Annotated in this window: 17 protein-coding genes; 4 read left to right on the top strand and 13 right to left on the bottom strand. The window is 65.3% G+C overall.

Features of this window, described 5'->3' with window-relative positions:
* The first annotated feature begins 424 nt into the window (after positions 1 to 424).
* Entirely contained in the window at positions 425 to 838 is a 414-nt protein-coding gene (locus CCR94_RS19160) for a hypothetical protein (RefSeq protein WP_206605866.1), read from the top strand.
* Here the strand turns inward: CCR94_RS19160 and CCR94_RS19155 are convergent, their stop codons facing one another.
* The 10 genes from CCR94_RS19155 to CCR94_RS19110 form a co-directional block, all read right to left on the bottom strand.
* Positions 839 to 1,261, bottom strand: coding sequence for a thioesterase family protein (locus tag CCR94_RS19155; RefSeq protein ID WP_104509424.1), 423 nt, complete (start codon positions 1,259 to 1,261; stop codon positions 839 to 841).
* Between the two features lie 18 nt (positions 1,262 to 1,279).
* Positions 1,280 to 2,584, bottom strand: a complete 1,305-nt coding sequence (gene paaK / locus CCR94_RS19150) for a phenylacetate--CoA ligase PaaK (RefSeq protein WP_104509423.1) — start codon at positions 2,582 to 2,584, stop codon at positions 1,280 to 1,282.
* A 40-nt stretch (positions 2,585 to 2,624) separates the two neighbouring features.
* Positions 2,625 to 3,929, bottom strand: coding sequence for an NADH-dependent phenylglyoxylate dehydrogenase subunit beta (gene padI / locus CCR94_RS19145; RefSeq protein ID WP_104509422.1), 1,305 nt, complete (start codon positions 3,927 to 3,929; stop codon positions 2,625 to 2,627).
* A gap of 2 nt (positions 3,930 to 3,931) precedes the next feature.
* Positions 3,932 to 5,179 (bottom strand): NADH-dependent phenylglyoxylate dehydrogenase subunit epsilon, encoded by a 1,248-nt coding sequence (gene padH / locus CCR94_RS19140; protein WP_104509421.1) that lies wholly within the window; start codon positions 5,177 to 5,179, stop codon positions 3,932 to 3,934.
* A gap of 7 nt (positions 5,180 to 5,186) precedes the next feature.
* The gene (gene padG, locus CCR94_RS19135; protein ID WP_244594140.1) at positions 5,187 to 6,404 is read right to left on the bottom strand and encodes an NADH-dependent phenylglyoxylate dehydrogenase subunit alpha; all 1,218 of its coding nucleotides are present in this window, start codon (positions 6,402 to 6,404) and stop codon (positions 5,187 to 5,189) included.
* A 23-nt stretch (positions 6,405 to 6,427) separates the two neighbouring features.
* On the bottom strand, positions 6,428 to 6,730 hold the full coding sequence (gene padF, locus CCR94_RS19130) for an NADH-dependent phenylglyoxylate dehydrogenase subunit delta (protein ID WP_104509419.1): 303 nt from the start codon (positions 6,728 to 6,730) through the stop codon (positions 6,428 to 6,430).
* A complete protein-coding gene (padE, locus tag CCR94_RS19125; protein ID WP_104509418.1) occupies positions 6,727 to 7,296 on the bottom strand; it encodes an NADH-dependent phenylglyoxylate dehydrogenase subunit gamma in 570 nt (189 codons plus the stop codon). Before padE ends, padF begins: the two co-directional genes overlap by 4 nt.
* A gap of 150 nt (positions 7,297 to 7,446) precedes the next feature.
* Positions 7,447 to 8,325, bottom strand: a complete 879-nt coding sequence (locus CCR94_RS19120) for a DmsC/YnfH family molybdoenzyme membrane anchor subunit (protein WP_104509417.1) — start codon at positions 8,323 to 8,325, stop codon at positions 7,447 to 7,449.
* Positions 8,322 to 8,975: a 4Fe-4S dicluster domain-containing protein gene (locus CCR94_RS19115; protein WP_104509416.1), complete on the bottom strand. Its 654-nt coding sequence runs from the start codon at positions 8,973 to 8,975 to the stop codon at positions 8,322 to 8,324. Before CCR94_RS19115 ends, CCR94_RS19120 begins: the two co-directional genes overlap by 4 nt.
* A complete protein-coding gene (locus tag CCR94_RS19110; protein WP_104509415.1) occupies positions 8,972 to 11,719 on the bottom strand; it encodes a molybdopterin-dependent oxidoreductase in 2,748 nt (915 codons plus the stop codon). The genes CCR94_RS19115 and CCR94_RS19110 overlap by 4 nt, the downstream gene beginning before the upstream one ends.
* A 151-nt stretch (positions 11,720 to 11,870) precedes the next feature.
* Between CCR94_RS19110 and CCR94_RS19105 the strand changes: the two genes are divergently transcribed.
* On the top strand, positions 11,871 to 12,767 hold the full coding sequence (locus CCR94_RS19105; RefSeq protein ID WP_104509414.1) for a LysR family transcriptional regulator: 897 nt from the start codon (positions 11,871 to 11,873) through the stop codon (positions 12,765 to 12,767).
* A 195-nt stretch (positions 12,768 to 12,962) separates the two neighbouring features.
* On the opposite strand, the gene CCR94_RS19100 is transcribed toward CCR94_RS19105, so the two are convergent.
* Together CCR94_RS19100 and CCR94_RS19095 are read right to left on the bottom strand one after the other, a co-directional pair.
* On the bottom strand, positions 12,963 to 13,292 hold the full coding sequence (locus CCR94_RS19100; RefSeq protein WP_206605865.1) for a helix-turn-helix domain-containing protein: 330 nt from the start codon (positions 13,290 to 13,292) through the stop codon (positions 12,963 to 12,965).
* Between the two features lie 257 nt (positions 13,293 to 13,549).
* A complete protein-coding gene (locus CCR94_RS19095; RefSeq protein WP_104509412.1) occupies positions 13,550 to 14,896 on the bottom strand; it encodes a radical SAM protein in 1,347 nt (448 codons plus the stop codon).
* Between the two features lie 745 nt (positions 14,897 to 15,641).
* Here CCR94_RS19095 and kaiC point away from each other — a divergent pair.
* Complete coding sequence (kaiC, locus tag CCR94_RS19090) at positions 15,642 to 17,417, top strand: circadian clock protein KaiC (RefSeq protein ID WP_158254834.1); 1,776 nt, start codon at positions 15,642 to 15,644, stop codon at positions 17,415 to 17,417.
* A gap of 277 nt (positions 17,418 to 17,694) precedes the next feature.
* Positions 17,695 to 18,567 (top strand): transporter family protein, encoded by an 873-nt coding sequence (locus CCR94_RS19085; RefSeq protein ID WP_104509410.1) that lies wholly within the window; start codon positions 17,695 to 17,697, stop codon positions 18,565 to 18,567.
* A gap of 117 nt (positions 18,568 to 18,684) precedes the next feature.
* On the opposite strand, the gene CCR94_RS19080 is transcribed toward CCR94_RS19085, so the two are convergent.
* Complete coding sequence (locus CCR94_RS19080) at positions 18,685 to 19,176, bottom strand: DUF4405 domain-containing protein (RefSeq protein ID WP_104509409.1); 492 nt, start codon at positions 19,174 to 19,176, stop codon at positions 18,685 to 18,687.
* Between the last annotated feature and the right edge of the window lie 13 nt (positions 19,177 to 19,189).

Here is a 19,189-nt window from a genome sequence, read left to right as displayed (position 1 = left end):
CGCCCCGCCCGGCGGCATCATCACCGAGGAATCCCAGGCCAGCATCGAGGAGGCTTCATTGATGATGGCGATGCGTTCGAAACGGTGCTTGAGTTTGGCAAGGGCTGTCACGGTTTCAGGGCCTTTCGCGCATGGAGGGCAAACATGATCGCTTCATCTGCCCCAGGCTGATCCAGTTGATAGCATCATTCAAATGATGTTTGGTTCTCGATATGGACCGCGTTCTTGAGACCGAGGCGAACGCCGACCGCGGCGGCGTCCGATCCAGAACAGCCGCTTTAACGCCGATGCGAAGCCCACGACGCCTTGCCGTAGCGGCATTCCCCGCGAAATGCGTCGAGACGCGTCTCGGCCATGGCGTTCGCTCCCCCACGGTAATATAATGGCCGCCATGGACCCTCGCATCATTCTTCTCGTCCCGCCCATGTCAGCAAAGCTCGCCGGCGAGGTCGATTACTACTCGGGGCGCATTGATGGCGTTCTTCCCGACGACGCCGATCAGGCTGCCGCCATCCTCAATGCGCGCGTCGGCTCTCTCGTCGAGATTGTCTTCCCTTTGCCGGTCGATCCCACCGACACGCCCTATGACGCCGTGGAGGCCGCGGCGACCGCGACCAACGGGGGCGTCTATATCTACCTTGTCGACGCCTTCATGGAGCCGTCGAAGGGCGAAAGGGTCAAGGGACGCGTCGTCTTCCGCGAAGGAGGTCGCGAAAGGCGGCTTGACGTTCCCTGGGAGCATGGCGAGCCGCGTTTCGACACCAAGACGCTGACGACCTGCGGGCTGGATGTCGACGAGGCCTATGGCCTGCTGGCGCGCTTCACAGCGGCCGTATGACTACGGAGTCGCGGCCTGCGTCTCCCCGAGGCTTGCCGCTTTCGCCGCCACCTTCGCGCGCAATTTCTCGACGTCCACGACGAATCGGCTGTGGCTGCCGCGGCTGATTTCTTCAATCGAATCGTTGGCCACGAGATCGAAGGTGACCAGACGCCCCTCGATCTTCGCGACCGTCGCCGTGATCTCGACCTGCATGCCGCGCAAGGTGGCGCCGCCGTGGGAAATGCGGATTCCCGTTCCCACCGAATCTTCGTTGGCGTCGGCATGGCCGAGCAGAAAATCGCGGCAGACGATCTCGAAATCGCGCGCCAGTTCCGGCGTGGCGTAGACGCGCAGAGCTTCTCCCAGAAAATCGATGGTGCGCGGCGTGTCGATCTCGATCCGGCGCGTCGCCGACTGTCCCACGACAATGGTGTTCTTCATGACGCTCTCCTGTGAAAATCATTGCGGGCGCTTGTCGATGACGCGCCTGGCCTTGCCGACCAGGGTGCGCTCGATCGAATCCGTTTCCAGCACGGCGACCTTGGCGCTGACGCCGATCTGCGATTTGATGTCGTGGGCGACCTCGCGCCCGATCGCTTCGCGCCAATCCGGGTCGGCGTCGGACAGTTCGGGCTTGACTTCGACCAGCACGGTGAGTTCGTCCATCCGCCCCTCGCGGGTGACGTGGAGCTGGTAATGCCCCGACAGGGTGGCGTGTTTCAGCACGATTTCCTCGATCTGCGTCGGGAACAGATTCACGCCGCGGATGATCAGCATGTCGTCGGACCGCCCGGTGATCTTGTCCATGCGCCGCATCGCGCCCTTGCCCGGCGACAGCCGCGTCAAATCGCGGGTGCGATAGCGGATGATCGGCAGCGCCTCCTTGGTCAGCGAGGTGAACACCAGTTCGCCGTCGGCGCCGTCGGGCAAGACCTCGCCGCTGACGGGGTCGATGATCTCGGGGTAAAAATGATCCTCCCAGATCTGCGGGCCATCCCTGCACTCGCGCGATTCCGAGGCGACGCCGGGGCCGATCACCTCGGACAGGCCATAGGTGTCGTAAGCGTCGAGGCCGAGGCGGGTTTCGATTTCCCGGCGCATTTGGTTGGTCCAGGGCTCGGCGCCGAACAGGCCGATGCGCAGGCTGGTGTTTTTCGCATCCACGTTCTGGCGCGCCATCTCGTCGGCGATGGTGAGCGCATAGGACGGCGTGCACAGCAGCACGGTCGCTTTCAGATCCTGAATCAACTGGACCTGTTTCTCGGTCTGGCCGCCCGAAATCGGAATGACCGTCGCGCCGAGACATTCGGCGCCGTAGTGGAACCCGATGCCGCCGGTGAACAGGCCATAGCCGAAGGCGTTCAAGACAATGTCGTCGGCGGTGAGGCCGGCCGCGCGCATCGAGCGGGCCAGCACCTGCGCCCACATCGCAATGTCGCGCTGGGTGTAGCCGACCACCGTCGGTTTTCCGGTCGTGCCGGAGGAGGCGTGGATGCGCACGACATCGCGCATCGGCGTGGCGAACATGCCGAACGGATAGGTGTCGCGCAGATCGGCCTTGGTGGTGAACGGAAATTTGTTCAGATCGGCCAGCGACTGGAGATCGTCGGGCGCAACGGCGGCCTTCTGGAATTTTTCCCGGTAATGCGGCACGTTGTCATAGGCATGGCGCAGCGTCGCCTTGAGACGCCGCAATTGCAGATCGCGCAACTCGCCGCGACTGCCGAAATCGGCCGACGCGATTTCCGATGGCGTGTATCCCATGTTTGCCTCCCCCTTGTTCGCCCTGCGCCTCTTTGGGCGCTCAGGCCGCGCTGGAGCGCGTCGCGAGTTGCTCGACCAGCGCGCGGTTCTCCTCGACTTTTTTCTGAATGTGTAAGATCTGGTCCTCGTTGAGATGGCGGAACCGGCCCATCGCCTTGAGATAGTCGGCGACCGGCAGCGGGGCCTCGACCGAATGCGTGAACCGCAGGCCCGCGCGCGGGGAAAACTCCCACAGCATGACGAAATTGCTCTCGACCGCCTTGCGCGCCACCTCGATGTTTTTTTCCGGGGGAAAGCGCCAGCCCGTCGTGCAGGGCGAATAGACATGCAGATAGGCGAAGCCGGTTTTGGACGCGACGATGGCCTTGTCGAGCTTGGCGTAGAAATCCTCCATGAAGGCGGTCGAGGCCGTCGCGACATAGGCGCAGCGGTGGTTGACCATCAGCAGCGGCAGGTTCTTGGCGTCCTGCGTCTTGCCCTTGCCCTGGCGCCCGACCGGCGTCGTCGAGGTCCAGGCGCCGTAGGGCGTGCAGCTGGAGCGCTGCATGCCCGTGTTCATGTAGCCCTCGTTGTCCACCACCAGGAACAGGATGTTTTCGCCGCGCTCGGCCGCGCCGGACAGCGATTGAAAGCCGACGTCGGAGGCGCCGCCGTCGCCGGCCAGGGCCATCGCCGTGACCTCGCGTCCCTTTCGCGCCAGCTGGCGCTTTACGCCCGCCAGCATGGCGGCCGTGTTGGTCAGCAGCGGATGAAACACCGGGACCTTGGTTCCCGTCAGGCCGTTGAAGCCGACCGCACCCATGCCGGGAACGCAGCCCGGCGGCGTCGCCAGCACCGTGTCGGGGCCGACCCTGCGCAGGGCGTGGCGCATCAACAGTTCGGTGTTGCAGCCCTGGCAGCCGCTGAGCCCTTCGGCGAACAAATCCTCCCAGTCGCCGACCTCGTTGTAGATGCGCGCGCTGGTGATGTGTGTGAGCGCGCCGGTCGGACAGGTTTTGGCGCAGGCGGGGTCGCCGGCGCACATGTCGCATTTGGCGACGCGGCCGGTCGCATCGGGCGCAATGCCGGCATAGGCGCAACCGACGGTGCAGAGCAGGCAGTCCACGCATCTGTCGGCGTCCCAGCCGATCACGCCGGTTTCGGCGTTTTTGGCCAGCGCGCCGGCCGGACAAACGCTGACGCATTTGGGATCGCCGCATTGGCGACACAGCGCCAGGGCGAACCCCGCGCCGGACGGCAGGATGTTCAGGCGCGCCTGCGTTTTTTCTTGCGCGCAGGCGGTCGCGCATTGGCCGCAGCCGTCGCATTTGCCGGCGTCGAAGGCGAGGGTTTCGTAAGCGCGCATGGTCATTTCCACAAGCGAGACATGAATTCGCGGCCGGTCGTCAGCGGGTCGGCGACCAGACGATCGAGCGCGTCGGAGATTGGGACGCGCCGCAGGATCAGTTCGCGCATCACGCCCGCGTCAAAGAAGTGGTTGACGCTGAAAATGCCGCGCAAACACCCGTTTTCGATCACCACGCGCAGATAGCCGGCGTCATCGGCGCGGACGCGTTGCGCGCCGCCGGGGGGAACGTCGCCGGCGCCCACGGCGAGCGCGTGACGGCCGAAGAAGCGGTAGGTGTTGAGCGGCGCGCTTCCGGGATAGGGTTTCAGGCCGGGATCGCCCGCCATGGCCATCCCGGCGATGCGGCCTTGCTCCGCCGCGACGGGCAGGATGGCGTTGATCACGGGGCCGCCGCCATGGAAATTTTTGGCCTGCGCGCAATCGCCCGCCGCCCAAATGTCCTTCACATTGGTGCGCATGGCGTCGTCAACGAGAATGCCGCGATCCCGCGCGACGCCGCTGCCGGCAAGAAAATCCATATTGGGTTTTACGCCCGTCGCCACCAGCAGCAGGTCGGCTTCCAGCGTCTGGCCGTCGTCCAGTCGCACGTCTGTCGCAGTCCCGCGCCGCGCCAGGCCGATGACGCGCCGTCCCGTGAGGACGCGCGCGCCGTGGGCGACAAAGGCGCGTTCGATGTGGGCGGCGGCGGCGGCGTCGAAACAGGCGCCGAGCACCTGTTCTTGCATTTCGACGATGGCGACCTCGGCGCCGGCCTCGACCAGATGCTCGGCGGCGTGCATGCCGACCAGCCCCGCGCCCAGAACCACGGCGCGGCGCGCTTTGGCGATGGCCTGTTTCAGCCGCAGCGCGTCGTCCATCGTGCGCAGCACGTGATAGGGAACGGTTTCGACGCCGGGAATCGGCGGGATCGCCGGCGACGCCCCCGTCGCGAGCAGGAGTTTCTCGAAGGCGATTTCGGCGCCGTCCGACAGCACCGCCACTTTGCGCTCGGGATTTATGCGCGCCAGTTCGGCGCCGGCGCGATAATCGACGCGCTGGCGCGCGAAGTCGTCTTGCGTGCGCAAGACGAGTTTTTCCGGCGACGCGCGACCGGAGACGACATAGGGCAGGGCCGTCGGCGAATAGGGCGGCCGGCGGTCGCGCGTGAGCAGCGTCACGTTGTTGTCCGCGTCGCACATGCGGATGGCGTTGACCGCCTCGAGCGCCGCATGGCTGCCGCCGACAACGAGATAGTGGGCGTGGGGCATGACAACCTCAATCGTTCTCGTTGATCCAGATCGGGCCGTTTTTCGGCGCGGCGCCGTGCAGAAGGGCTTCGGTCTGTTCGATGACGCGATGGAAATGCTCCACAGTGATGTCGGCGCCGGCGAGGCCGCCAATGAAACTGGCGGCGGGAAGCGGACGGCCGAGCCGGTAGAGGGCGCCGAGCGTTTCCTGGAACATCGGCCCGCAATTCCAGCGGAAGGCGACGGAGCGATCGACCACGCCGAGCGCCTTGATCCCCCGCAGCGCCGCGCATAAAGCTTCGACCGGAAACGGGCTGAACGTCTTGATCTTGATGAGGCCGACGCGCTTGCCGGCGTCGCGCGCCTCGTCCACCGCGTCCTTGGCGGCGCCGGTCATGCCGCCGAGCGTCAGCAAGGCGAATTCGGCGTCGGCCATGCGATATTCTTCGACCAGCGGCGCGAAACGTCGGCCAAATTTTTGCGCATAGGCGTCGTGGGTTTCGCAAATCACCCGCAGCGCGTTCTGCATGCCCGCGCATTGGCCCTTTCGGTAGCGCACGAAAGTCGCCGGACCCTTGCCGCCCGCGCCGCCGGTGAGCGGATCGATCGCCATCGGTTTTTGCGGATCGAGCGCGGCGTGCCAGTTGACGTCCTTCTCGCCCAAAAAGGCGTCCACGTCGGCCTGCGCCGGCAAGGTGACGCGCGCCGCGCCATAGGAAAGGTAATTGCCGTCGAGACAGATGTTGACCGGCAGCATCACGTCGCGGTGTTCCGCGATTTTGAACGCCATCAGCGTGGTGTCCAGAACCTCCTGAACCGACTCGCAATACATCTGCACCCAGCCGACCTCGCGGACGGTCATGGCGTCCTGGTGGCCGCCCCAGACCGATTGGGGCGTCAGGCCGTCGCGCGTTACCAGCGCCATCACAATCGGCAGGCGCAGGCCGGGCGTGCGGAAATAAGGCTCGAACATGAAAGCGAGGCCGGGGCCGCAGGTGGCCGTGAACGTCCGCCCGCCCGCCAGCGCTGCGCCTTGCAGCACCGACAGAACGGAATGCTCGCCCTCGGCGTCCACGATTTCCGCATCCATGCGGCCATCGGCGACCAGTTTCGCCAGATGCTCGACCAGACTCGACTGCGGGGTGATCGGATAGACCGACACCATGTCCGGCCGCGCCAGCGCCACCGCCAGCGCCGCCGCCTCATTGCCCTCGCAGACCAGATATTCCGGCGCGTTCTTTGTCACGCATGGGTCCAGCATCGCGGCGGTCATCCTGTCGTCTCCATCACCATGGCTATCGCGCGATGCGGGCATTCCGTCGCGCAGATGCCGCAGCCCTTGCAGGTGCGCAGATCCGCGTCGAACCAGGCCGGTTTTTCAACGATGCATTGCACCGGGCAATACAGCCAGCACACCGCGCATTTGACGCATTTGTCGCGGTCAACCAGAGGCCGCAGGCTGCGCCAGTCGCCCGGCAGCATCGGATTGATCACCGTCGCGATGGGACAGAGATCGTCGGGCGCGCCGGCTTTCGCCGGATCGAACATCGGGTAGGCGCGATGATTGGTCATGCCGCCGCCTGCTTGAGCTTTTGGACCGCCGTTTCGTGAAAACCGCGTTCCAGGGCGATGAGATTCTGGCGCAGGCCGGCGTCGCGAAACTCGGAATGGGCCAGCGCGCGTTTCAAACCTTCGAGCGTCACGAGGCCGGTGGCGCGGGCCAGCGCGCCGAGCATCAGCGTGTTGGTGATCGGGCGACCGAAAATGTCCAGCGCGATGCGCACGGCGTCGATCACGCCGACGACCGCGACCGTCTCGGGCGTGACGAGGTCGGACAGCGGTTTTTCGGTCGCCTGGACCAGCGCGCCGCCGGGTTTGAGGCCGGCGAAAATATCGACCGAGCGCGACAGCGTCGGGTCGATGCACATGACGCAATCGGGATGGGTGATGTTGGTCATGCGACGGATTTCGCGGTCGTCGATCCGCACGAAAGCGGCGACAGGCGCGCCGCGCCGCTCGAAGCCGAACGAGGGAATGGCGACCGCGAACCGTCCTTCCGCGACGACGCCGGAGGCGAGCATGGTCGCCGCCATCACCGCGCCCTGTCCGCCCCGGCCGTGAAGACGCACCTCGTACATCGCTTCTCCCCCCATGATGTTTCGTTCGGCGACGGCGCTGCGACCCCCTCATCCGTCTCGCGGCTTCGCCGCGAGCCACCTTCTCCCGCAAGGGGAGAAGGAAGTCCCCGGTTCGTGTCGGGATGGAGTCAGTCTTTTCGCCGCATCGCCTTAATTGTCCTGGATTTTCGTGAGTTTCGGCGCGCCGCCGCGCCTCGGGTTTTTTGGCAAGACAAACCCTTGGGTGAAGGCGGCGCGGCAGATCAGCGTGTGTTTGAGCGCCGCGCCCGTGACGGCGGCCAGCGCGCCCGCCGGCGCCGCCAGCCAGCCGGCGTCGTCCAGCGACGCGGTCAGGGCGAGAACGATGGGCGCGAAATGACCCGCCCACACGAACAGCGGCGCGATGGCCGCAAAAGCCTTCAACGCGCCCGCCGGGGTGTTGCCTTCGCGCAGGGCGCCGATATAGGCGCGCCACACCAGGAAGCGGACGGCGAGCAGCGCGGCGAGCGCAACGGAGAAAACGCGCAACGCCGGCCAGTGCAGGCTGGCGACCGTCAGCAGGCCAAAACCTTCGGCCAGACCGGTCGAGACGATCAGGGCGACGGTGGTCTTTTGCCGGAACGCGGCGATGCCCTTGTTGGCTTCGAGCATTCGGCCCTGCGCAAAAACGAAGCCGAGGCCGATGCCGCCGGCGGCGAGCAGCATCGGGGCAGACTTCAGCAACAGCGCCGCGCCGCCGACGCAAAACAGCACAAGCGCAATCCACGCTTCGCGCGTCATCCACGATGTCGAGACATGCCTGAACACGTTTAGCGCGCGCGAGGGACGGCCGATTTCGAAGAACACGGCGTTGAGGCCGAGGCCGACCAGCGCCAGCGCGACGATCGCCAATGGACGCAGATCGTCGTCGCTCATCGTCGCGGCCACGCCGGTCGCCAGCATCAAGCTGCCGCCGGCGCCGCCACAAATGAAATTGGCGGCGGCGCGCGCGTCCCAGTTGGTTTGCTGGCGCGGCGCGACGCGATCGTGAATTTTCGCGCGCGCGCTCATGGCTCGGCCCCTTCCCAGATGTAATAGACCGAGGGGCCCGCGCCCAAATCCTCGTGCAGGCGCCAATGCCGCGTTTCGGCCAGCAGTTTTGACACGGGGCTGTCGGGGTCGCGGAGATCGCCAAACGACATGGCGGCGGAAATGCAGGAATTGACGCAGGCCGGGGTCGCCTCGGGATCGAGGCCGGGCGTTTTGCCGCTGGTTGCGGCGGCTTCGACCCGCTCCTTGCAGAACGTGCATTTGGTGGCGACGCCGAGCCGCTTGGGATCGAACCGCGCGGCCTCCGATGCCATCGCCACGCCATAGGCGTAGCGCGGCTCATGCTCGATGGAGCGCGCGTCATAGGGGCAGGCCATGATGCAATTGGCGCAGCCGATGCACAGGTCATAGTCGATGGTGACGAGGCCGTCCGCGCTCTGGTCGGTGGCCGTGGTCGGGCAGACCGCCTTGCAGGGCGGCTCGTCGCAATGATTGCAGCCGACCGGAACGAAGGCGCGGCGCGCGTCCGGATAGGAGCCGCTCTCCATGTCGAGCACGCGGCGCCATTGCACGCCGGGCGGCGTGGCGTTGGCGCTCTTGCAGGCCGCCGTGCAGGTCTGGCAGCCGACGCAGCGGCGCAGGTCGATGACCATTCCATAGCGCTTGCTCATGGCGCCGCTCTTTCCATGCGCCGCACGGCGACGCGCACGATGTCGGCGCCGGAGCCGGTGGCGTCGGTCAGCTCGATCGACATGGGCGCGATGGTGTTGAGGCTGGCGCGCTCCTGGTCCTTGATGTAGGGCGTCGCCCAATGGTCGAACTGGCCGAGGATCACGATCGTGTCGGGGCGCACGCCCTGCATCAGCGCGGCGCGTCCGTAGGTCGCGCCGATCTGCGAACGCACCTCGACGCGATCCCCTTCCGCTATGCCGAGTTTCGCCGCCGTGTCGGCGTTCATCATCACGCCGGTGTGGCCGTGCAGGTTTTGCGACACCTCGTCCATCAGCGCGATGCCGGCGTTGCCGCCGGAATGATATTGCATGCTCTTGGTCGAAAGCAGCCAGAACGGGAAGTTTTCGGGCGCGCATCCGGCGTTTTCGAGCGCGCGCGTCCAGCGTCCGGGGATGTCATGCCAGCCGGGCAAAGCGACATATTCGGCGAGCTGCTCGTCCCACCAGCGCATGTTCTTTTCATGCAGGCGGTTGCCGAGTTCCTGGCCGACGCGCATCAGCCGTTCCTGATAGGGCAGCTCGTATCTCAAACCCTGTTGCGCCAGCGTCGGGGTGAGATACCATTCGAGTTCGGACATGGGCGTGGCCCAAAACCCGTGCTCGCGGAACCAGTCGAGGCCGTGACAGGCCGTGCCCCCCGATAGCGCGGCGGTGGCGGCCTTGCAGGCGGCGTCCCAGATCTCCTCGGGTTTGGGCGCGACAGCGGGATCTAGGCTGAAATCGTAGGTTTCGCTCTTGAGCGGCGCGACGCCGCCGACGCCGCGGTTCAATTGCGTGACATATTTTTCCAAAAGCCCGACGCGGCGGGCGAGTTCTCCCGAAATCCAGGAAAAATCCCGCGCGTCCCCTTGTGGCTCGACCGCCTTGGCGCGCAACACCACGCCGGTGTGCCGCCAGAAATGCTCCATATATTTGGTGTTGGAGATTTTGATGAGCTGGTTGGTTTCGAAATCGGTCGCATCCGGCAGCAGGATGTCCGCCATGGCATTGGTTTCGTCCAAAGTGTAGGCGAAGGCGACCATGAACGGGAATTTGGCGATGGACGCGGCGAGTTCGCGCGTCTGCCAGAACGAAATGGCCGGGTTCGAGCGGAACACGAACCAGAGTTCCGGATAGGTGGGTTGCGGAAAATTCCAGTCGTCGGGCACCTTCTCCGACAGCAGCCACGCCAGTTGCGTCGGGCCGAGCGCCTGGCTCCAGCCGCCATTGCGGCCGACAATCGGCACCAGCGAGCGATGCAGGTTGCGCGTCGTCGGCGTGTGCTCCCACGCCTCCGCGCTGGTCGGGTTGAAATATTGGACCATGAACCCGTCTTCGCCGGGTTTCGCGCTCTTGTGGCGGTTGTCCTGCGGCTTGTTGATGCGCAGGGTGGTGCCGAGCAGGCCGCCGGGATTTTCCAGCGCGCCGACCAGCGCCGCCAGCACGGTGCGCGCCCAGCAGCACTCGTAGGCGCCCCAGCCGTTATTGACCGACTTGCCCAATGTGACCGCGACGGGACGCAGCGGCAGGGTTTGGCCGTCGATTTCAATGGTCGCGCCGATGGTCGCGGCTTCGAGATATTCGTTGGCGATGCGGCGGATGGTTTTGGCGGGAACATCGCAGATTTGCTCCGCCCATTCCGGCGAGTAACCGGCCATATGCTCGATCAGCGTTTCATGCGCGGTGGGCGCTTCGATGTCGGCGAAATTCTCGCGCGCGCCGTCCGGGCCTATGGTGATGGCGCGCGACACCTTGTAGCGGCCGTCCACCGCCGGGACGGCGCCGGGGGCGTCATGGGCGACGGCGCATCCGGAGACCGTGTCGAACACCAGCGGTTTCTCGCTGTCGGCGTCGCGCAGATAAAACCCGTCGGGACCGATCAGATAGGGCGAGGCGGTGCGGTCGCGCAAGAAGGGGAGGTCGAGTTTTTGCGTTCCGTGCTCGCAGACGAGGACGTGGATGAGGGCGAACAGGAAGGCGGGATCGGTTTTGGGGCGGATCGGAACCCATTCGGCCGAGCAGGACGCCGTGATCGACAGATGCGGCTCGACATGCACGCGCTTGTACCCGCGCACCCGCGCGTCGGCGTGACGGATCACGGCCGTCGGGCCGCCGGTGACTTCGACGTTGGCGCCGCAGGAGATGAGGTAATTGCAGCGCGGCGTATCCGCCGCCACGGTAAAGGCGCGATGCCAGAATTCGCCATAGAGGTGCTCGGAATGGGTGCATTTGACCCCCTGTCCCGAGCCGAACGAATAATCGATCGGCCCCCAGGCCGCGAGAAAGGCCGGAAACGACCCCATGTAGTTCGCCGGCGTGCCGCCATGACCGAAACTCGCGGCCAGACGCGGCGCGCCGGATTCGTCGATCAGCCCCTTGGCCTTGATGGCGTTGAGGCGCGCGGCGATGATGTCGAACGCCTCGTCCCACGAAATCGGCGTGAAACCGGGATTCTCCTTGATCCCCTTTTTGGGATTGGTCCGCTTCATCGGCGTGAGAATGCGGTGGGGATTGTAGGTTTTTTGCACGAGGCCATAGGCCTTCACGCAGGGCCGCCCGCGTCCGGGATGAATGTCCGCCGCTTTGAAATTGGGCTCGACCTCGACGGCGACGCCGTCCTCGACCTTCACCTGGAGAAAGTCGGGGCCTGACACGCAATTGTAACAGAACGACGGAAATCGCCGCACGTCTTTCAGCGCGCTCATGAAACCTCCCTGCGCTCCCAGGACTTTTTGTGCGGTCGCGTTTGCTCGCGTCCTGCGGTCCCGGGTAGCCTCCCCTTATCGCCTTGTCGGGGCGCCGCGGCCATGATATAGATCAATTAGATAGTATCTATTTATAGTATAAGCCGTATCTATGTCGTCTCCGATCGATCTCCAATGTCTGCGCGTGTTCTGCGCCGTGTTCGAAACCCGCAGCGTGTCGCGCGCGGCGGAAAGCCTCAATGTGACCCAGCCATCGGTCAGCTATTCGCTGGCGCGGCTGCGCGAGACTTTTGGCGATCCCATCTTCACCCGCACCCGCGACGGCATGGCGCCGACGCCGCAGGCCGCGCGCATCTATCGCGAGGTGCGGCGCGGCATCGACATTCTCGACGCCGCCATCAGCCCGGCGGCGTTCGACCCGGCGCAATCGGAGCGCACGTTTCGCGTGGCCATGTCGGACATCGGCCAGCTCGATTTCCTGCCGAAAATCGCGCCGCTCCTCGAAACCGCGGCGCCAAGGGTTTCCTTGGAAATCGCGCAAATCTCCATGGCGAATCTTTCGCGCGCGCTCGATATCGGCGAACTGGATTTCGCCATTGGCAACCTTCCGGAGATCACGCCGACCACGCGGCATGAGGTGGTGTTTCGCGAGCGCTACGTCTGCCTGTTTCGCGCGGGGCATCCGCTGATCGGCGACACGCTCACGCGAAAAGTTTTCGAGGAGGCCAAGCACATTCTGGTGATGTCGCCGTTCACCGGACACCACATGGTCGAGAACGCCCTGCTGGAGCGCAACATCCAGCGCAGAATCGGCCTGCGCGTGCCGCATTTCACCAGCGTTCCCACTTTGGTCGCCGCGACGGACTATCTCGTCAGCCTGCCGTCCATCGTGGCGCAGAGGTTTGAGCGCACCTATGGGCTGCGCGCCCTGCCGCTGCCGATCGATCTGCCGGACTTCGACGTGCGGCTGCACTGGAGCGCGCGGCACGAAACCAACGAGGGCCACGCCTGGATGCGCGAGACGCTGGTGCGGCAGTTGAGACGGTAGCCGCGACGGCCTGTCCCGACGAAAGCGAAGCCGACGTTCCTGCTCCCGCCCTTGCCCCGCAAGCGCGGAAAATTTCCGTCCGGTTCGATATCGCCGCCTGATTGTTCGGAAAGCCGGCGGCGACTTTTTGGCGCGCGTCCCGGACAGGCGAAAAGCGATCGCGCGCGGGACGAACTCTGGTAATTCATGGCGATTTCACGGCTCCGCCAACGCCACCAACACGCGAAGCGCGCGTTTGAGATCCTCCTCGGAAAGCTCGGCAAGATGGGCGCTGATCTCATGCAGCGCCCCGCGCCGGATCGCCCCCTCGACAAGGCAAACGGTAAACAATTCAGCCGGATCAATGGCCAAGGCCTCAGCCAGCCGTTCAATCACCGGAAAACGCGCGCCGCTGGATCCCGACTCGATTTTGCCGACCATGTCGACGCTGATGTCGGCCAGGCCCGCAAGACAGCTCTGCGTCATTCCGCACCGCCGCCGATGCATGGCGACCATTCCACCAAACCGCTTGCGAAGGTCGCGCACGTTTTCAGCTCCCCCATCGCCATTGCAACCGTCTTGGCTCATTCCGGGTTCCCAGACGATGAAAATGGACGGCGCGGCGGCGAAGATGGGGCTGCGTCCAAATGGAGCATTTGGATTTCGTTCAAGAGGCTAACAGCGACCTTCAAGTCTGGACGGCGAACGATCGACTCAGCGGGGGGGCAAGCCCGTCATATCGACGAGCCGTCTGGATGAATGTATCGCCTCGCATCCGGGCGGACGCCCTGGATGAGAGCGGTTCAACACAGCATCTCCGCGGCGCGGGCGGCGACGACATCGGCCGGGCTGGCGATTGGCCGCATCGTGCATTTAAGGCAACTTTCGTTCAGTTTGCCGGTCAGCAACTCCTCCTTGCAGCGGAGGTTGGCCGGGCTGAAGAAAATGTCCTCAAGGCTTTCCACCTCGTCGATATGGGCGATCGGTGGATAGCCGATGCAGCAGCATGTGTGAATGTCGCCATTGGGCATGAACACCAGCAGGCGCCAGGGATCGGTGCAGAGCCGGGTCATGCCCTTGGGCATGGATGCGCTCTGCTCATTGCCGGCGATGGCGTCGAGAAAGCCCTCGAAGAAACCGACATGGACGCCGCAGCGGCGCCCGAATTCCACCGCCTCGCTGACGATGGCGCGGCATTGCTCGGGGCTGTAACGTTTCCAATGTCTGACCGAGCGGCTGTCGGCGCAGCCGCCCTCCAGTTCCGTCACCTCGTTCACCGCCAGATTGTTCAGCCCCATTGTGTGCACCAGGGCCACCAGATCGGGGAGTGTGTGCAGGTTCGCGTCGGAGAGAACACAGCTGATTGATAAGGGTGGCGGCGGCTGGTTGCGCATCGAGGCCACGGCCCGGAGCCGGAGGATGTTGTAGACGATGTTCGGCACGGCCACTTTCGGTCGCAGCCGCTTGGCGAGTTCGACATCGGGAGTGTCGATGCTGAAACAGATCGTCTTGAATCTCAGCATGAACTCCAGCTCTTCATCATTGAGCAAGCGCCCTCCATTGCAAATCAAATTGGCGGTTAATCCATTTCCGGTAATATAATCGACGGTTTTCATCCAATCTTTCATGAATGTGACTTCGCCGCCACTGAGGGTCACATGCCTGGCCGGGTGTTTTTGCAGCATCGAAACAATCTTGCCGAGGATGCGCGGCTCCATGTCGGCAAGGGACGCTTGATCGGCCAGGCCTCCGCTGATGCCGCAATAGACGCACCGCAGATTGCATCTCGACGTGGTTAGAATATATGCGTCTTGCGGCGCCGCCCGGCGCAAGACGCGCGACAGCTTGTCGCCGGTCTCGCCGCCCGGACAGGCGTCGGACAGAAGAGCCGACGCCGCGCGCGTCATGATCTCCATGTTGGCGCGTATTGTCGGTTCCTGCGGCAGGGCCGCCACCGCCTGGCTGAGCAGCGCCACCCCCTTTGCGAATTCGCCCCGGCGCGCGCAGATGACGCCGCGCGCGTTCAAGGCCTGCGGGTCGTCGCCACAGGCGTTCTCCAGCAAGATGTTGGCCTCATCGAGCCGTTCCGCCTGGATGAGCGCCCATGCGGTCCGCAGGATGCCCTCGTTGGCCACCGCGCCTTGTGTCATCGTGCCTGCCTCCGTGCTGTGGGTATGTTGGCGTCAACCGGGGGAGTCCCAACTTGCGCCGGTGTTCGTGCTGGGTCCTGGCGCGCGCTTGCGCCTCGACGCCCGTCCGCGCTGGGATGGTTTGATGCGTGTTCCGCCCAATGCGCGCGTTCGCGCGCCACGGAGAGTCGATCCAACATGACCGTTCATAGTAATCGAGGCTGGATCTGAACTTACGTAAATTGGCCTGATCCGTAATTGGCAGGCCCATTACGTACTGACAGAAAATGGCGGCGAGCGCGCCTGCGCCGAATCCCCGATGCAACAGGTCGCAAGGTCTCGATGAGGAGGGGGCGCTCCGCCTCGCCGGTCGGGTCGCGAGGCGCGGGATGCGCGTCAACACAAGGCGCGGGTGTCCTGGACAGGACAGGCGGTTGGCGAATGACCCTTGATCGTCGTCTTGATCTCGTTAAGAACGACGGCGACGAACTGACGGTCCGGGCCGATGATCCGCTTGGATTTCCCCACGGGCGCCCGGTCGAGCGCCCTGCGCTGCCGCGTGTTCGGCCTCGAAGGCGGGGTTAGCCATGCTCACTCGGCGTCCGCGCCGTTGACAGCCGCGCCGCCACCGTCAAGAAGAAGAGGGGCGGGCGTCCCGGCGCGCGGGCGGCCGGCGCGGGACGGCGCGTCCGTTAATTTGAAAGAGACACGCATGCGATAATGTCGCATCATGTCACAAAAAGACGCAACGGAAGCCGATACGGCATTGAGGGCTTTTCTCTTGAACGCGCAGGCGCAAACGCTCGCCAAAACATCATCCGGCAAGACACCATCCGGCATTGCAGGGTTCGACGACATCACCGGCGGGGGGCTGCCCACCGGGAGGTGTTCGCTGCTCCGTGGCGGCGCCGGCAGCGGCAAGACGCTGTTCGGCCTCACCTTCCTGGCTGAAGGCGCGCTGAAATACCGGGACCCCGGCGTCTTCATCTGTTTCGAGGAGACCGAAGCGGAGCTTTCGGCCAATTTCGCCTCGCTCGGCTACGATCTCGAACAGCTCAAGGCCGCGAACAGGCTCGCGGTCGTCCACATCCGCGTCGCGCGCGGCGAGATCATCGAGGTCGGCGGCCAAGATTTCGGCGGGCAAGACGTCGGCGGGCAAGACCTCGACGGCCTGTTTCTCCGCATCGGCCAGGCCATCCGCGCGGTCGGCGCCAAGCGCGTCGTGCTCGACCCCATCGAGAGCCTGATCGCCGGTTTTGCCGACATGGCCAACCCGCGCGCGGACCTGCGCCGTCTGTTCGGCTGGCTCAAGGACCGGGGCGTCACCGCGCTGATCACCGGCGAGGGCGGGCCGACGGGGCGCGGTTTCGAGGACCACCTCTCCGATTGCGTCATCCAACTCGACCATCGCGTGGTCGAGCGCGTGGCGACCCGAACTGTTCGGGTGGTCAAGTATCGCGGCGCGGCGCATGGCGCCGATGAATATCCGTTCCTGATCGACGCGCACGGGATTTTCGTGCCGCCTGTCGGCCCATCGCCCCTGGCGCGCGACGTCTCGACCGAACGCGTCCGCACGGGGATCGCGGCCCTCGACGACATGCTCGGCGGCGAGGGATTCTGGCGCGGCTCCAGCATTCTGGTCTCGGGTGTGGCGGGGGCGGGCAAGACCACGCTCGCCGCCCGTTTCGCCGAGGCCGCCTGCCAGCGCGGCGAAAAGGTCGTTTTCTTCGCCTGCGAGGCAAGCCCGCCGCAGATCGTCCGCGACATGGGCTCGGTCGGCATCGCCTTGCAGCGCTGGATCGACGCGGGACAGTTGCGTTTCGTCGCGACCCGCCAGGTCTTCCCGGGCGTGGAGACGCATCTCCCCCGCATGTATCGCGAGGTGGAGCGGTTTTCGCCCGGCGTGGTGGTGATCGATTCCCTCTCCACGCTCGCCGCCAGCGACGCGCGGGCGATGCTGCCGGGGCTGATCGACGCGCTCAAGGGGCGGGGGATCACCGCATTGCTGACGGCGGCCGAAACCGATGCGCCCGACGCGCTCGATCGCGCCGCCGTCTACGCGCTGATGGACGCCTGGCTGCAAGCGCGCATGATCGAATCCGGCGGCGCGCGCGCGCGCGGGCTCGTGATCCTCAAGGCGCGCGGCCTCGCCCATTCCAGCCAGATTCGCGCCTTCACGCTGTCGGCCGAGGGCGTCAAGCTCGGCGCCGGTCCCATGCCCGGTTCGATCCCCGCTCCCATCCCCGGTCCTTCGCTCGCCAGGGCGGCGGCCCTCAATGGCGCCGCGCCCGCCGGCGTAACCCGCCAGGAGCCGTCGCCGGAGGTCTCGGCGGCCGAGGCCGCGCGGCGCCACGAGGCGGAAGCCAAGAAGCGCATGATCGAGATCCGGCGCCGCGAACTTGGCGCGCGAATCGCCTCGCTGCAAACCAAGCTGGCCCAGAGCGAACGCGAGGCGGACATGCTGTTCGCGCGCCAGCAGGGCGCCGAAGAGGCCGCCGCCCAGTTCCGGCGCGAAGCCGCCCGCCCGCGCGGGCGCACTTGACCGGGGCCAAGGCGCCGCCGGCCTGAAAAAAAAGCCGCCGCCGGCCTGAAAAAAAAGGCGCCGCCGGCCTGAAAAGCCGCCGCCGTCCTGAATGTGATCTGCCGCCCCCTGCGCGCTGAAACGGCATTGTTTGTGGCAAAATCGTCACACCAATCTTGAAAACGACACAAAGCCCAAAACCCGCTTCCAACCCGGCTCCGTTCAAGCCAGCTTGTTAGTCGGTGGACTAAGTCATCTTTGCCCCCTCCCTGGGGCGGAGACGGGATTGGAGGGGAGCATGAATTTCAGAAGAACCATCGCGACAGCCGCGCTTTGCGCGGCGTCGCTGTCCGGCGGCGCCATCGAGGCCCAGGCCGGTTCGGAACTGCTGCCGGGCCTCACGACCGGCATCGCGCTGGGCGCGCCGCTGCCGCAAGGCGTGTTCGTGCTGCAACTGCCGAGCTACGGCTATGCCGAAAAGGGCGTCAACATCGGCGCGGCCGTTCCGTCCTGGGTAATCTGGTCCACGCCTTGGGACATTCTCGGCGGCCACCTCCTCCTCGACGCCGCTTCGCCCTTGGTCAACGTCGCGTCTCATGGCTCCGTCGGTCATTTCAATATCGGCGGCGTGGCCAACCCGCTCCTCGACGCCCAGCTCAAATGGAACCTGGGCGGCGGCTGGTTCGGCGGCGTGCAGGCCGGCGTCTATCTGCCGGTGAGGGACGATTTGACGGCGCTCGGCCTCGCCCGCGATTTCGCCTCGTTCCAGGGCGTCGCGGCGGTGAGCTATCTCGCCGACGGCTACAATCTCTCGGCCACCCTGATCTACGGCACGGGCCAGCACGGCAGTTTCGCCGATCAGGGCAGTTGGGGTACGAACTGGATCAACATCGACCTGACCGCGACGAAGAAATTCGGCAAGTTCGAAGTGGGCGCCGTCGGCTATGGCTCCTGGGATCTCGACCAACCCTACGCTGGTTACGCCAAGCAGAGCCAGTTCGCGCTGGGCGGCCTCGTCGGCTACGACTTCGGCGGCGTGAACGTCGCCCTCAAGGCGACCCGCACCGTCACCGAGACCAATTATTACGGTCCGGAAACGCGCGTGTGGGCCAATATCGTCATACCCGTCTGGGTCGCCGCGCAGCCGACGGCGGTCGCCGCCAAGTTCTGAGTTTTGAACGGCGCGGCGAGTCCGCGCCGTTTTCTTTCCCGAATGTCCCCGACAAGCTCTCTTTGCGTGAAAACAGTCGCGCTTCATCCGTTCGCGGACGCCAAACGTCGCCGCTTGTCAGTTGCTTTTGAACAGCAGCGTCATCACCTTGGCCTGCGCCTCGCGGTTGCGGGCGACGCTGGCGAGGCTCGCCTCCGGCCCGGACACCGCGAAGCCCGCGCCGTTCAGTTGCGCGACGATGGCCTCGACCGGACGGCCGGCGAGCGGGGCGACAGTGGAGAGCGGCGCCTTGAGCACCGCGTTCATGGCGAGTATCGGCGGCGGTCCGCCAGCCTTGCCGCCGAGTGGCGCGAACGAGGCGACCAGCGCCACGGCGAACAGGGCGATCACCGCGCGGCCGGCCGCGCTGGACACGAAATAGCGCTTGAACGCGCCCCAGTTGACGATAGCGTGCAACGCGACGCCGAGAACGAAGACAAAGCCCAGCCATTCATGGGCGAGTTTGTTCAGGCCGGTCTCGGAATGGAAGAACATCAGCACGCCGGTGACGGCCATCAGCACGAAGGCGCCGATGGTGACGGGCGTGGCCCATTCGCGGGAAATTTTCATGACACACACTCCA

The organism is Rhodoblastus sphagnicola (assembly GCF_002937075.1).
Lineage (GTDB): Bacteria > Pseudomonadota > Alphaproteobacteria > Rhizobiales > Beijerinckiaceae > Rhodoblastus > Rhodoblastus sphagnicola.
This window is presented reverse-complemented; position numbering and strand designations above follow the sequence as displayed.

What these genes read in the sequence shown, in the direction of transcription:
- CCR94_RS19120 (WP_104509417.1), bottom strand. Translation starts at nt 8,325, where the DNA reads ATGAGCGCGCGCGCGAAAATTCACGATCGCGTCGCGCCGCGCCAGCAA.
- CCR94_RS19095 (WP_104509412.1), bottom strand. Translation starts at nt 14,896, where the DNA reads ATGACACAAGGCGCGGTGGCCAACGAGGGCATCCTGCGGACCGCATGG.
- CCR94_RS19115 (WP_104509416.1), bottom strand. Translation starts at nt 8,975, where the DNA reads ATGAGCAAGCGCTATGGAATGGTCATCGACCTGCGCCGCTGCGTCGGC.
- padH (WP_104509421.1), bottom strand. Translation starts at nt 5,179, where the DNA reads ATGCCCCACGCCCACTATCTCGTTGTCGGCGGCAGCCATGCGGCGCTC.
- CCR94_RS19105 (WP_104509414.1), top strand. Translation starts at nt 11,871, where the DNA reads ATGTCGTCTCCGATCGATCTCCAATGTCTGCGCGTGTTCTGCGCCGTG.
- CCR94_RS19080 (WP_104509409.1), bottom strand. Translation starts at nt 19,176, where the DNA reads ATGAAAATTTCCCGCGAATGGGCCACGCCCGTCACCATCGGCGCCTTC.
- paaK (WP_104509423.1), bottom strand. Translation starts at nt 2,584, where the DNA reads ATGGGATACACGCCATCGGAAATCGCGTCGGCCGATTTCGGCAGTCGC.
- padF (WP_104509419.1), bottom strand. Translation starts at nt 6,730, where the DNA reads ATGACCAATCATCGCGCCTACCCGATGTTCGATCCGGCGAAAGCCGGC.
- CCR94_RS19110 (WP_104509415.1), bottom strand. Translation starts at nt 11,719, where the DNA reads ATGAGCGCGCTGAAAGACGTGCGGCGATTTCCGTCGTTCTGTTACAAT.
- CCR94_RS19085 (WP_104509410.1), top strand. Translation starts at nt 17,695, where the DNA reads ATGAATTTCAGAAGAACCATCGCGACAGCCGCGCTTTGCGCGGCGTCG.
- CCR94_RS19160 (WP_206605866.1), top strand. Translation starts at nt 425, where the DNA reads ATGTCAGCAAAGCTCGCCGGCGAGGTCGATTACTACTCGGGGCGCATT.
- CCR94_RS19155 (WP_104509424.1), bottom strand. Translation starts at nt 1,261, where the DNA reads ATGAAGAACACCATTGTCGTGGGACAGTCGGCGACGCGCCGGATCGAG.
- padE (WP_104509418.1), bottom strand. Translation starts at nt 7,296, where the DNA reads ATGTACGAGGTGCGTCTTCACGGCCGGGGCGGACAGGGCGCGGTGATG.
- padI (WP_104509422.1), bottom strand. Translation starts at nt 3,929, where the DNA reads ATGCGCGCTTACGAAACCCTCGCCTTCGACGCCGGCAAATGCGACGGC.